We start from the raw sequence: 13,315 nt of genomic DNA, 5'->3' as shown, positions 1-13,315 counted from the left end.
GCAGGACTGGAATGTGGCGATACAGCCTAGAGCGATAGTATCGAGCCGGTATGGACGCGGCTCTCTGTAAAGTCGAGCTCCCGCTGTAGCGTCCGCAATACCTCATCGTCGATTCGTCCTTCGTCCCTTAGCCGAATGAGTGCTTCACGCTCTATCTGGAGTGCCGCCAGAACTGCCTCATTTCTGCGGTTCTGGTCGACGAGCCCCTTCACTTGCTCCTCGCGCTCGGCGGGCATGGCATCGAGTCTTCGTTGGTAGTTCGCGATCAACTCTCCAAACATCGCCGACTGATCCCGATTCTTCGAACGGTTGCGAGCCAAATGCACCAGAGCTTCTCGCAGCATGATTCGTCTTGCTTCCTGCTCTTCGTCGTCGATGTGATCCAGATCTGACAATCTGAGCTTCCGGATGAGCCAGGGCAACGAGAGGCCCTGCAATACCAGGGTCGCGACGATCAGACAGAACGAGAGGTAGATGATCATGCTCCTCTGCGGAAACATCCTTCCTCCGGGCAGCGTATATGGCAGCGAGACCGCCGCTGCCAGCGACAGGACACCCCGCATTCCTCCCCACCCGATCACAAAGAGTCCTCGTGGCTCTGGCCTCTCGGCTTCGGTCTTCAGCACCCACCGCCGAACTGCATACGCGATATAGGTCTCTCCATACACCCAGACCATCCGAAGAATGATGATCGCAGCACTAAAGCCGATTCCATACGCAAGCAATACCATGTGGCTCAGGCCGCGAATCTCTCCCATCACATACGGGAGTTGCAGTCCGATCAGCACAAACACGATGCCGTTCAGCACAAAGGTAAGCGCGTCCCATACCGCCGTCGCCTGCAATCTCACTTGCGGTGACATATATTCAGGGCTCTTCCGGCTCATATACATGCCGCATGCAATGACTGCTATCACACCTGACGCGTGCGCCCAATCGCCTATGAGGTAAGCAGCATAGGGCACCAGGATGCTGATCACGATCTCAATCGGCCCGTCATCGACCCAACGTTCAAATAAGGCCACGACGAAACCGATTGCGAGCCCCACGACCAAGCCTGCGCCGATCAGGAAGATCAGTCGCCCCCCTCCCTCCAAGATGGATGGAGTTCGGCCTGTCATGAGTATGGCTAGCCCAAACTGCAACGCCAGGAGTCCGGTGCCGTCGTTGACCAGGCTCTCAGCTTCCAGGATGTGCACGATGCGTTGCGGCAGTCCTACTCTCCGTGCAATTGAGGCGGCCGCAATGGCATCGGTGGCGGCCACTACCGCACCCAACAGCACTGCGGACTTCCAATCAAATCCAGGCAGCAACCATCCGGCTGTCATCGCCAGTCCCAGAACGGTGAACGACACCAGTCCCACTGCAAGCATCGCGATGCTCGCGAAGTTTCGCTGGAACTCTCTCCAGGAGAGAGTCCAGGCGGCAGAGTATAGGAGCGGGGGCAAAAATACCAGAAAGACCAGATTGGGATCTAACCCGATCCGCGGCATTCCCGGCAGAAAGCTCAGCAGCAGTCCGGCAACCACGAGCAGGATTGGATAGGGGACCTTCAACCGACGTGCCAGTCCCGCAAATACGGCCACGAAGACCAGGAGAAGCAGAAATACAGCTTGTACGCCGCCTACCATCAACTTACCCGCCGGATGCAGAGTTTCGTGACGTTGTGTTTGCGGGTGTTAGCTAAGAAGAGCATGATTCATTATCGCTCCACATAGGAACGGCGATTCCCTTTGCAAACTCCGATTGAGCCGGCTTTACAGGTCTGTAATTCTGGCGAGGGACAGGCAACCGGAATGAGTCTTCGATCGGTAATAACGGGCCAATGCTGCGGTAGGCGTTTGGCTTGACCTGCTCTGGGTACAATCGACTGTGGATTGCACAGGTGAGTTCGCTGCGCTTGCAGTTGCTTTGACTTCAGAGATGAGTGAATACGATATGGGCGACAGGACATCGGCAGATCAGCAAGAGTTGAAGCAGCCAGTGATGACGGTAGAGGACGAGAGGCTGGCGAAGTCCAACACGCGCGCGGAGAACTGGCAGCGGTGGGGAACGTATCTTCCGGAGCGGCAGTGGGGGACGGTGCGGGAGGACTATTCGGCGGATGGGAATGCGTGGAGTTTTACGCATGACATGGCACGCTATCGCGCGTATCGGTGGGGCGAGGATGGGATCTTCGGTTGGACGGACCGTGAGTGCAGGCTGTGTTTTTCGACGTCGTTGTGGAACGGCAACGATCCTATTTTGAAGGAGCGGCTGTTTGGGCTGGGGAATCCTGAGGGCAACCACGGCGAGGATGTGAAGGAGCAGTACTACTATCTGGACGCGACCCCGACGCACTCGTACTGCAAGGGTTTGTACAAGTATCCGCAGAGGGCTTTTCCGTATAACGATCTGGTGGAGACGAATCGGAGGCGTGGGTATGACGAGTCGGAGTATGAGCTGCTGGATACGGGCATCTTCGATGAGGAGCGCTACTTCGATGTAGAGGTGGAGTATGCGAAGGCGGGACCGGAGGATACGCTGATCCGGCTGACGGTTTCTAATCGAGGGCCGGATGCGGCGGAGCTTACGGTGGCGCCGACGCTGACGCTGAGGAATAACTGGTCGTGGCGGAATCTGGAGCTGGGGGAGGAGACGAGGCCTTGGATGCGGATGCACGGGAAGACCGTCGTTGCGAATCATAAGACGCTGGGGCGTTACCGGTTTTGCGAGGTTGAGGCGTCGGGGCCGGTGATGGAAGAGGTGATCTTTACCGAGAACGATACGAACTTCACGCGGCCGGTTCCGGGATTTCAAGGTGCGCAGGGGTTTGCGAAGGATGCGTTCGACCGCTACCTGGTGCGAGGGGAGACGGAGGCGGTCAATCCGGAGATGCGCGGCACGAAGTCTGCGTTTGTTTATCGGGTGAGGCTTGACGCGGGGGCTTCGACGGTGCTGCGGTTGAGGTTGGTGCGCGAGGATGAGAGCGAGCCTTCGGTGGTTGGTCTGCGGGAGTTTGATGAGCTCTTCGCGCTGCGCATTAGGGAGGCTGATGAGTTTTATGGAGAGCGCATTCCTGAGACGTTCAACGAGGATGAGCGGAATGTCTCGCGGCAGGCGTATGCGGGGCTGTTGTGGACGAAGCAGTTCTACTACTATGTTTCGGAGCGGTGGCTGGAGGGAGATCCTGCTCAGCCGAAGCCGCCACAGGAGAGGCTGAAGGGACCGAACTCCGACTGGAAGCACTTGTACTGCAGGGACATTCTTTCGATGCCGGATAAGTGGGAGTATCCGTGGTTTGCTGCGTGGGACACGGCGTTTCACATGATTCCGATGGCGGAGGTGGATCCGGTCTTCGCGAAGAATCAGCTACTGGTTTTGCTGCGTGAGTGGTACATGCATCCGAACGGGCAGATGCCGGCGTATGAGTTTTCGTTTGGAGATGTGAATCCGCCGGTGCACGCTTGGGCGGTGATGCATGTCTATCTGATCGATGCGCGTCGAAGCGGTGGGACGAAGGATGTCGATTTTCTGGAGCGGGCCTTTCAGAAGCTGCTGCTGAATTTTACGTGGTGGGTGAATCGAAACGATGTGGTGGGCAACAATCTGTTCGGCGGAGGATTTTTGGGGCTGGACAATATTGGGGTGTTCGACCGGTCCATCAAGATGCCGGATGGAACGAGCCTCAACCAGGCGGATGGCACGGCGTGGATGGGGCTTTACTGCTCGGCGATGCTTTTGATCGCGCTTGAGCTTGCGCAGACACGGCCGGCTTATGAAGATATTGCCAGCAAGTTTTTTGAGCACTACATCGCCATTATCGACGCGATCAATGGACTGGGTGGGAGCGGGCTTTGGGATGAGGAGGATGGTTTTTACTTCGACCAACTGATCACTGCGAATCAACCTCCGAGGCCGCTGAAGGTTCATTCGATCGTGGGCATCGTGCCGCTGTATGCCATCTGTATTCTTCGCCGGGAGGATGTGGAACGGCTGCCAGGGTTTCGTAAGCGGCTGCGATGGTTTCTTGAGAATAAGCCTGAGCTTGCGAAGCATGTCTCCGATTTTGAGAGCGACGATCCGGCGTCTGCGGGCTCTAAGTTTATCGCGCTCGTTCCCAAGGAGCGGCTTCTGCGGATTCTTACGCGGCTTCTGGATGAGACGGAGTTCCTCTCGGATCATGGGGTGCGCGCTTTGTCTGAGCGTCATCGGGACAATCCTTACCAGGTTGAGCTGGGTGGGAAGACGATGGTGGTGAAGTATGTTCCGGGCGAGGGCGACAGCGGTATGTTCGGCGGCAATAGCAACTGGCGCGGGCCGGTGTGGTTCCCGATGAACATTTTGCTGCTGAATGCGCTGGAGCGTTATCACGCGGTGTATGGGAACACGCTGAAGGTGGAGTGCCCGACGGGAAGCGGCAAGATGCTTACCCTGCAGGAGGTGCAGGAGGAGATTGCGCGCAGGCTGGTTGGGCTCTTTCTGCGCGATGCTGAGGGACGGCGGGCGTCGCATGGGGAGGAACGGCGTTACATCGACGATCCGCATTGGAAGGATCTTGTTCTGTTTAGCGAATACTTCTGCGGCGATAGTGGACGCGGGACGGGTGCGAGTCACCAGACGGGTTGGACTGCGCTGGCGGCTACGTGCATGGAGAAGATGCATCGGCTGAAGCAGACGGTGCGGTGAGTACATTTGGCAGAAGAGGCAGATAGAACGCAGACGAATGACAGCGGGGATACATGCTGCGGTCGTACGCGTCTTAACGGCGACCGCTTACACTAGTTGGAACGATGGCGCTTGAGACTCCAAACACTGGCCCGGTTATCTCTGCTACCTCACCGAAACCTGGGGGGTTCGAACCGCTGCGGCTGCCGCTGTTTCGCGACCGCTGGATTGCGAGCACGGTGTCGTCGGTGGGCACGTGGATGCAGGATACGGCGGGAACGTGGCTGATGACGTCGCTGACGGCGTCGCCGCTGCTGATTGCGCTGATGCAGACGGCGGCGAGCCTTCCGGTGCTTCTGCTGGGGCTGCTGGCGGGGGCGACGGCGGATATCTTCGACCGGAGGAAGCTGCTGATCTTCTGGCAGGCGTGGATGCTGGGTTCGGTGGGCGTTCTGGCGGTGCTGACGTTCTTCGGGTTTGTGTCGCCGTGGACGCTGCTGGCATTTACGTTTCTGCTGAACATCGGGTCGGCGATGAACAATCCGGCGTGGCAGGCGATTGTGCCGGAGCTGGTGCCGCGTGAGCTGATTCCGGATTCGGTGAGCCTGAACGCGGCGAGCAACAATCTTGCGCGTGCGGTGGGGCCTGCGCTGGGCGGGCTGATGATGGCTGGCTTTCAGAGGGTGCATACGGGCGCGGGGTCGGTGTTTGCGCTGAATGCGCTTTCGTTTGCCGGAGTGATCTGGGTGCTGGTGAACTGGAAGCGGATTCCGCTGTTCAAGTCGGCGCTGCCTTCGGAGCGGATTGCGGCTTCGATTCGTTCGGGGCTGCGGTATGTGCGGTATGCGCCGGACCTGCAGTGTTCGCTGGTGCGGGCGTTTATCTTCACGTTTTTTATCTCGGCGATATGGTCGCTGCTGGCGGTGGTGGCGCGGCGTGATCTGAAGCAGGGGCCGTTGGGATACGGCATATTGAACGGGTCGCTGGGGCTGGGCGCGGTGATTGCGGCGACGACGCTGCACCGGGTGCGGCAGAGGTTTTCAGCCGATCAGATACTGGCGGCTTCGACGCTGTACAACGTTTGCGTGCTGCTGGTGCTGGCGTTTGTGCGGAGTCCTGCGATCATTATTGGGACGTTGATCTTCTCGGGATTTGCGTGGACGAGCACGATGTCGACGATCAACGTGTCGGTGCAGCTGGCGGTGCCGGCGTGGGTGCAGGCGCGTGCGCTGGGAACGTACCTGATGACGTTTCAGGGCGGCATGGCGCTGGGTTCGGTGGTGTGGGGCGTGATTGCGGAGCGCGCTTCGACGCCGATTGCGCTGACGACGGCAGCCTGTGGGCTGCTGATTACGTTTCCGATTGCGCGGCGGTTTCATATTCTGCAGGGACCTGCGCCGGACCATACGCCGCACCAGTGGAAGCGGCCTGCGCCGGAGCTGGGAGCGCATAGCGATCCGAACGAGGGGCCGGTGCGGATCTCGATCGACTACATGATTCCGGCGGAGAACTACGCGGAGTTTACGCTGGCGATCCACCAGCTTCGCGGGATGCGGCTGCGTGATGGCGCGATACGGTGGGGGATCTATCGGGATGCGCTGGACGAAGAGAATTTGAACGAGACGTTTGTGATGGAGTCGTGGCTGGACTTTTTGCGGTCGCGTGAACGCATTACAGCGGCGGATGAGGCGATCCGTGCGCGTGTGCGGGCGCTGCATCGGGGGGATGAACCGCCGAAGATAAGCTACCAGATCTATGCGAGGGAGATTGCGAATCCGGTTCCCTCGCATGCTCCGGATCCGCCGCCGGCGAACTTTTCTTTCTAGGGGGTATCGGCCTAAAGAGCGATGCGGAACTTGCCCAGATGTAGTGCGAGATATGGAAAAAGTATAGGCACGCCGAACCAATCGCAGGTCCTTCGACTACGCCTCTCGCGATGAAACTGCGAGAGGCTCCGCTCAGGATGACACGTTCTTTATCCATCCATCACTTGCGCTCAGGCTATATGTCGATACTGCCTGGTACAGCAGTGAAGAGGCTCTAGACGACGGTGCCGAGGGCGAGGTCGATGAGGGTCTTCTCTTCGATCTCGTGGGCCTTGGCGGAGCCGGTGGCGGGTGTGGCGCTGACGTGGCGCTTTACGCTGAGGACGGTGCGGTCTCCGGTCACGCGGCGCAGCTCGGGCATGACGTAGCTGTAGGCTCCCATGTTGGCTGGTTCTTCCTGGACCCAGATGATCTCTTCGGCGGAGGGGTGTTGGTCGAGTGCGGCCTGGATTTCGGCCTCGGGCCAGGGGTATAGCTGCTCGATGAAGATGATGCCGACGGACATGTCTTTGCGCTTGGCGCGTTCGACGCGGAGGTTGTGGCCGATCTTGCCGCTGCAGATGAGGAGGCGGCGCGGGTTGACGACGTCGTTGTCGGGGAGGACGTTCTCGAAGGCGGGCTTGCCGAATTCGGCGATGGTGGAGGTGGCGTCGGGGTGGCGCAGCATCGATTTGGGGGTGAAGATGACGAGCGGCTTGCGCGTGGAACGCATGACCTGACGACGGAGTAGGTGGAAGTACTGGCAGGCGTTGGAGGGTTGGGCGACGACGATGTTGTCGTTGGCAGCGAGCTGGAGGAAGCGTTCCATGCGCGCGGAGGAGTGCTCAGGACCCTGGCCGTCATAGCCGTGGGGAAGGAGCATGACGACGCCGGAGAGGAGACCCCATTTGGCTTCACCGGCGGCGATGAACTGATCGATGATGGTCTGGGCTCCGTTGACGAAGTCGCCGAACTGAGCCTCCCAGAGGACGAGGGCTTCGGGGAAGTCGCGGGCGTAGCCGTACTCGAAGCCAAGGGCTGCGGCTTCTGAGAGGAGCGAGTTGTGAACCTCGAAGCGGGCCTGTGTGTCGGTCATGTGATCGAGCGGGGCGTAGCGGACCTCGGTCTCGGTGTCGACGAGGACGGAGTGGCGCTGGTTGAAGGTGCCGCGCTGTGAGTCCTGGCCGACGAGGCGGACTGGGGTGCCGTCGGCGAGGAGGGAGGCGTAGGCGAGGAGTTCGGCTGCGCCGTAGTCGAAGGGGCGCTTGCCTTCGGCCATCTCGATGCGCTGCTCGTAGAGCTTGGCGACCTTGGGATGGGCGTGGAAGGTGGCGGGATAGCTGTTGGAGAGGCGCGAGAGTTCGAGGACGCGCTCGGGCGAGATGCCGGTGGTGACCTGTTTGTCGGCCGGGGTGAGCTCGCCGCCGTGGTAGGGCTTCCAGTAGTCGGGGAGCTTGGAGAGGACGGGCTTGTGCTCGACCTTGGTGGCGGCGGTCTGGTCGGCGAGGAGCGACTCCTGGATGGACTTGGTCTCGGGGGCGGGATCTACGCCGATGGACTTTGCATAGAGCTGATAGAGGGGTGCGCGCTCCTTGATGATGGCGTAGCGGCGCGGCTGGGTGACGGTGGGGTCGTCGGCTTCGTTGTGGCCGAAGCGGCGGTATCCGATGAGATCGACTACGACGTCTGCGTGGAAGCGCTGGCGATACTCGGCTGCGATGCGGGCGATTCGGACGGCGGCGTCGGGATCTTCGGCGTTGACGTGGAAGATGGGGATGGGCAGGCGCTTGGCGAGGTCGGTGGCGAAGCGGGAGGAGTTCGACTCTTCGGGGTTGGCGGTGAAGCCGAGGAGGTTGTTAGTGATGATGTGCATGGTGCCGCCGATGTTGTAGCCGGCGAGGGAGGCGAGGTTGAGCGACTCTGCGGTGATACCCTGTCCGGCGAAGGCGGCGTCGCCGTGGATGATGATGGGCAGGACACGCTGCTTGCCCTCTTCGCCCATGCGGATCTGGTAGGCGCGGGCGCGGCCCATGACGACGGGGTTGACGGCTTCGAGATGGCTGGGGTTGGAGGCGAGGTGAAGGCCGATGGTCTTGCCGTCGGGGGAGTGGTACTCGCCGGTGGCGCCGATGTGGTATTTGACGTCGCCGCCGCCGAGGGTGCTGCGCGGATCGACGTCTTCGAACTTGGCGAAGATCTCGGAGGGGGCGCGGCCGATGGTGTTGGTCATGACGTTGAGGCGGCCACGATGCGCCATGGCGATGAGGGAGCGGGTGACGCCTGCAGCGGAGACGGTGGCGAAGACCTGATCGAGGAACGGAATGAGGACGGTGAGGCCCTCGAGGGAGAAGCGCTTGGTGCCGAGGTAGCGCTGCTGGATGACCTGCTCGAAGAGATCGGCGTGGATGAGCTGGGTGAGGACGTGGGCCTGATCGGGTTTGGGCGTGGGCTGCTCGAGCTGCTCCTGCAGCCACTGGCGCTGCTCGGGGCTGGGGATGTGCATGAACTCGGCAGCGATGGTGCCGCAGTAGAAGCTGCGAGCTTCGGCAGCGGCTTCGCCTTCGGGAACGGCGACGGGAAAGGGCTCGGGCGGGAGGTACTGTCCGAGTGGATCGAGATTGGCTTGCAGATATCCCCAGCGGCGAAAGATGTCGAAGGTAAGTTCGCGTTCCTGCGGTTCTGTGACGTTGACTGGGGGGGTGACGATACCTGCCTTGGTGGCCATTGCTTCCTCGCTTTTGGTCTGCTCGCGAAAGGGGAATTTCGCGTACTTTATTATGCTAGACCTTTCGGCTGGCTGTTGCACGTCGGTTCGCAGAAGTGCCTTGAGAATGACCAAGAAGTTGCACCCCCTGTGAGTAGGTGAGAAGAGTTTCTGGCGGGGCAGATGAGGCGCATGGGCTGCTCTTGCTGGCTGCGAAGATGAGGCCGGATGGGCGCTCTGCGTGGTTTTGAGAACTATAGTGGATGTATGGTGGCTGGGTTGCGTGGGCTCGTTCTTGTGGTGGCGCTGGGGTGGATGTTCGCTGCGCATGGGGTTGCGTTCGCAGGTGGGCAAGCTGGAGCGGTTGCGGGTTCGGTGGCTGTGGTGCCAGAGGGAGCTAAGAGCGAGGGTGAGGCGCGACCGTTGCCGGATATTCCTGCACTGATGAAGTCGGTGGAGGCGAATCAGAGGCTGTCCGAGGCGGTGGAGAAGAATTATATGTACCGGTCAGTGGTGACGGAGAACGAAGTCGATGGGCATGGCAAGTTGAAGAAGACGGAGACCAGGGAGTTTGAGAGCTTCTGGGAGAACGGTGTGCCGGTAAGCAGGCTGGTGAAGAAGGATGGGAAAGAGCTGAGCGCGGAGGAGTTGAAGAAGGAGAACGAAAAGGTCGATAAAGAGGCGGCCAAGGCGAAGGAGAGGCGGGATAAGTCCGATGAGGAGGGTAAGGAGTCGGACCCGCGCGGCCATGAGTTGATGACGGCTTCGCGTGCGCTGGAGCTGGGAAGCTTTACCAATGCGCGGCGGGTGCAGTTGAACGGTCGAGACACGATTGTGGTGGACTTTACGGGTGACCCAAAGGCTAAGACAAAGAATCGGTTTGAAGAGGTTGTGCGCGACCTGGCAGGGACGGCGTGGGTGGATGAACAGGACCGCATGCTGGTGAAGGCGAACGGGCATTTCTTGAACGACTTCAAGGTTGGCGGCGGGCTGCTGGCGGATATCAAAAAAGGAACGAGCTTTGGGATGGAGCAGCGGAAGGTAAACGGCGAAGTGTGGCTGCCGGCGATGTTCGAGGGGCAGGGATCGGCGCGGGCGCTGCTGTTCTTCAGCTTCCATGGGAATGTGCGAGCGGTGGAGTCGGACTACAGGAAGTTCAAGGCTACTTCGCGGATTCTGCCGGGTGTGGGTACGGTGGAGCCGGAGACGCCGCCTCAACAGTGAGTTTGTGCATGTCTGCGGATGAATGCGGAGATGCTTCCGCTTAGGTGTGGGTGAGGTTTGGAGTGCGTCGGGCGATGGCTCGGGCGGCGGCTCGGTCGAGGGCGACGAGGAGCAGGCCGACCAGCCAGAAGCTGAATAGGACGGCGGCGGTGTTGATAAGGGCTCTGGGATAGCCGAGTATGGTCGCGTCTACAAAGTGGTACGGGTAGATGCCGGTGGCCATGCCACGGAGCAGGCAGTAGATGACGTAGAGGACGGGATAGAGGAGCCAACGGAAGGGCTGGCTCCAATGGAGGGTTCCTTTGGGGACGAAGAAGAACCAGCAGAGGAGATAGAGGACGGGGGTGACGTCGTGCAGGGCGGAGTTGGCTACGGCCTGGAGGCCGGTGGGGTCCCAGAAGGAGCGGAGCAGGAGGGAGTATGTGACGCCGACGATAAGGATGTAGGCGGCGGTGGCAGACAGGGTAGATGGGCGGGTGAGGAAGACGTCGTCTGAGCTGTCCTTTGGGTCATTTGGGCCACGCAGGGCTGCAGCGGTCGAGACGATCGCGACCAGCAGGTTGGTGAGGATGGTGAAGTAGCTGAAGGTGTTGATGAGGCTGCTGAGAACAAATTGGCCGGTGGTTTCAAGGGTCTTGAGGACAAGGGCGATCTGCAGGATCAGGGCGAGCCAGGCGATGACCGCCATCACGAAGAAGTAAGGTTTGCTTCGTGCCTGTGCGCCCGCCATTGCGCCTCTTCCCTGTGCAAGATGCGATCGGATTTACGATAGCAGACTTGTAGGGTGGCGCAGAACCACGTTTCTGAATCCGGGGCGGCGACAGGGTCGAAGTGCCGGATAGTCAGTATAGATTAGCTACATTTAAAGGCGTAGAGGGACAGCCTGAGCCGCCCCTCTCGCAAAACTTGTTGTCGCTGTAGTCGCGAAGCTAAAGACTAGAGAGGCTGGACGTCAGACGCCTGCCAACCCTTGGGTCCCTTAACTACGTTGAACTGAACAGCCTGGCCCTCTTGAAGGCTCTTGAAACCGTTCGAATTGATCGCCGAGTAGTGAACAAACACATCCTCGCCGTTCTGACGGCTGATAAAGCCAAACCCCTTGGCATCGTTAAACCACTTCACTGTTCCCTGTTCCATGTCCGTTATTTCCTTAATACTTATTGAATTTGCCGCTAGATCCAAATCGGGGTTCGTACAGTACGAGCTATGCAGAAAACCAATCTGTTTCAAACGATGAGTGAAGGTTAGCACAGTTGACAAGTTTTTCTACTATTATTTTTGCTAAATAGTTTCGTTTGCACTATTTATGGTGCAAACAGGCTGGACACGGAGCATAAAAAGATGCTTTCTTTATGTCCGCGCGGGCTAATTCATCCGATCGGTGCTGGTTTGGCTGGCTAATCAGGATGGAAGGTGAGCTCGGACGATCTCTTCGGCGCGGGCGAGGACTTCGTCGAGGGTCATGGCGGTGGAGTCGAGGATGATGGCGTCGGCCGCGGGCTGGAGGGGTGACTGGGCGCGGTGGCGGTCGCGGTAGTCACGCTCTTTAAGTTCGAGGAGGATAGCCTCTTCGGCCAGGCGGTGCTGCTGGTCGGTCTGTGGATCGGGGGCCTGACGGGAGGAGCTTTGTTTGGCGGTGGGGACGGAGCCGGCGGGGGTGACCTGGCGGAAGCGGCGGTTGCCGCGAACCTCCGGGGCGGCGTCGAGGAAGATCTTGACCTCGGCGTCGGGAAAGACGGCGGTGCCGATGTCGCGGCCTTCCATGACGACGCCACCGGCCTGGCCGAGGGCGCGCTGCTGCTGGACCATCCAGGCGCGTAGGTTGGGATGGATGGAGATCTGGGAGGCGGCGGAGGTAACATCCTGCTCGCGGATGCGGCGGGAGACGTCGATGGTGTCGAGGAGGACGCGGTTGCCTTCGAGGTTAGGCTCGAGGGCGATGCGGGTGTTCGAGGCAAGCTCCATGAGGGGAGCCTCTTCGTCGAAGGCAAAGTCGTTCTCGATGGCCTTGAGCGCGAGGGCGCGGTACATGGCTCCGGTCTCGAGATTGAGGAAGCCGAAGCGTCGGGCGAGATGGGCGGCGAGGGTGCTCTTGCCGGCGCCGGCGGGTCCGTCGATGGCGATGACGGGCCGCTGGCGCCTGGGTGGCGTGGAGGGCTCAGGCTGCTGCTGGCTGGCTTCGGTGCTCGATGGGGTCATCCGGCTTATTCATCTTTCGCTGGTTTGAACTTGCGCGTGGGAGTGCGATTGCCGAAGGGCTTGTTGTTGCCCTTGAACTTGTCGAAGGTGCTGGCGGGTTTGCCTGTGCCGCCTGCGGCGGACTTGGTGTAGGGCTTCTTGCCGGCGAAGCTGCTGGACTTTCCGGCATAGCCGCCTGAGGACTTTCCGGCGTAGCTGCCACCGGACTTGCCGAAGGGCTTTTTGGCTCCGAAGCCCCCGCTGGGTTTGCCGGCGTAGCCGCTGGTGGAACGGGGGGCGAAGTCGCCGGAGCCTTCGGGACGGGCGGGGCGGTCGGAGAAGGATGGGCGCGGGGTGCGGGGGGCGTCGAACTTGCGGAAGGGTGGGCCGCTAGGACGTCCGTTGCGGCCTTCGCTGCGGCCTCCACGGTCGTCGCTGCGGTTATCACGGTCGCGAGTGTAGGCGGGCTTGTCGCCGAAGCGTGAGGGGCCTGCTCCGCCTTCGCGCGGGGTGAAGGGCTTGCGGGGTGCAAAGCCGTTGGTGCGGTCGCCACCGTCTGCGCTGCGCTGCGGACGGGCGGAGAAGCTGCCCGGTCTGCGGGGGCCGCCGAAGGCTGGTTTGTCGCCAAAGGTGCGGCGAGGTGGACGGCTGTCGCTGGAGTCTCCGCCGGGACGAGGGGTGAACTCGCGGCGGGGGGGGCGGGCGTCGCCGGAGTCGCGGCTGAAGCCTTCGCGCTTGCGTCCGAAGGTTCCGGGCT

The 13,315-nt window shown here is 60.6% G+C and carries 8 protein-coding genes and 1 pseudogene; 3 read left to right on the top strand and 6 right to left on the bottom strand.

Translation table 11 applies throughout. The features are described from left to right. Positions 1–26: 26 nt before the first annotated feature. Positions 27–1,631 (bottom strand): Na+/H+ antiporter, encoded by a 1,605-nt coding sequence (locus GSQ82_RS23225; RefSeq protein WP_158794639.1) that lies wholly within the window; start codon positions 1,629–1,631, stop codon positions 27–29. Positions 1,632–1,923: 292 nt separating this feature from the next. Here GSQ82_RS23225 and GSQ82_RS23220 point away from each other — a divergent pair, with 292 nt between their 5' ends. After that, positions 1,924–4,668: a glucosidase gene (locus GSQ82_RS23220; RefSeq protein ID WP_254061870.1), complete on the top strand. Its 2,745-nt coding sequence runs from the start codon at positions 1,924–1,926 to the stop codon at positions 4,666–4,668. A gap of 104 nt (positions 4,669–4,772) precedes the next feature. After that, positions 4,773–6,473 carry an MFS transporter gene (locus GSQ82_RS23215; protein WP_158794638.1) on the top strand — a complete coding sequence of 567 codons (1,701 nt, stop codon included), beginning with the start codon at positions 4,773–4,775 and terminating at the stop codon, positions 6,471–6,473. A 214-nt stretch (positions 6,474–6,687) separates the two neighbouring features. Here the strand turns inward: GSQ82_RS23215 and GSQ82_RS23210 are convergent, their stop codons facing one another. Next, positions 6,688–9,177, bottom strand: coding sequence for a 2-oxoglutarate dehydrogenase E1 component (locus GSQ82_RS23210; protein ID WP_158794637.1), 2,490 nt, complete (start codon positions 9,175–9,177; stop codon positions 6,688–6,690). 207 nt (positions 9,178–9,384) lie between these two features. On the opposite strand from GSQ82_RS23210, the gene GSQ82_RS23205 reads away from it, so the two are divergent. Continuing rightward, complete coding sequence (locus GSQ82_RS23205) at positions 9,385–10,380, top strand: hypothetical protein (protein ID WP_254061869.1); 996 nt, start codon at positions 9,385–9,387, stop codon at positions 10,378–10,380. 40 nt (positions 10,381–10,420) lie between these two features. On the opposite strand, the gene GSQ82_RS23200 is transcribed toward GSQ82_RS23205, so the two are convergent. The 4 genes and pseudogenes from GSQ82_RS23200 to GSQ82_RS23185 all read right to left on the bottom strand — a co-directional run. Beyond that, a complete protein-coding gene (locus GSQ82_RS23200; protein WP_158794636.1) occupies positions 10,421–11,110 on the bottom strand; it encodes a Pr6Pr family membrane protein in 690 nt (229 codons plus the stop codon). A gap of 206 nt (positions 11,111–11,316) precedes the next feature. Beyond that, positions 11,317–11,517 (bottom strand): cold-shock protein, encoded by a 201-nt coding sequence (locus tag GSQ82_RS23195; protein WP_013581125.1) that lies wholly within the window; start codon positions 11,515–11,517, stop codon positions 11,317–11,319. A gap of 264 nt (positions 11,518–11,781) precedes the next feature. After that, entirely contained in the window at positions 11,782–12,579 is a 798-nt protein-coding gene (gene cmk, locus GSQ82_RS23190; RefSeq protein WP_158794635.1) for a (d)CMP kinase, read from the bottom strand. A 5-nt stretch (positions 12,580–12,584) separates the two neighbouring features. Continuing rightward, positions 12,585–13,315, bottom strand: a pseudogene (locus GSQ82_RS23185) (hypothetical protein); the annotation flags it as partial.

The sequence above is a fragment of the Granulicella sp. L60 genome, assembly GCF_009765825.1.
In the GTDB taxonomy this organism is placed as follows: domain Bacteria; phylum Acidobacteriota; class Terriglobia; order Terriglobales; family Acidobacteriaceae; genus Edaphobacter.
The sequence above is the reverse complement of the archived record's forward strand: the minus strand, read 5'-3'. Positions and strand labels throughout refer to the sequence as shown.